1 pseudogene is annotated in these 268 nt (G+C 64.9%); it reads left to right on the forward strand.

Annotated elements, in window-relative coordinates:
- Window positions 1-134, forward strand: a pseudogene (locus SB822_RS57575) (PRC-barrel domain containing protein); the annotation flags it as partial.
- Between the last annotated feature and the right edge of the window lie 134 nt (window positions 135-268).

A 268-nucleotide genomic window follows, 5' to 3' on the forward strand; every position in this document is an offset into this window, starting at 1 on the left:
AGGACCACTGGCCGTCGATGGCCGACCGTGCCTGGGGCGAATCGACGTACAGCTACTACAACCGGGAACCGTATTGGTCCGCGACACGCGGCGTCGTCGAGGACGACCCGGCCATCCGGCCAAGTGAACACTGATGCAGGATGACGCTCGCGAAGGAGCGCGCGTCTGAGTGACCATGCCACCGCGTCGCAATGCGGTGGCATGGATCGCGCGCAAGCAACGCACGATCCCTCTTCACATGGCGCAACGCGCGTGAGTTAGCGCGCAG

Source organism: Paraburkholderia sp. SIMBA_054, assembly GCF_046534875.1.
In the GTDB taxonomy this organism is placed as follows: domain Bacteria; phylum Pseudomonadota; class Gammaproteobacteria; order Burkholderiales; family Burkholderiaceae; genus Paraburkholderia; species Paraburkholderia hospita.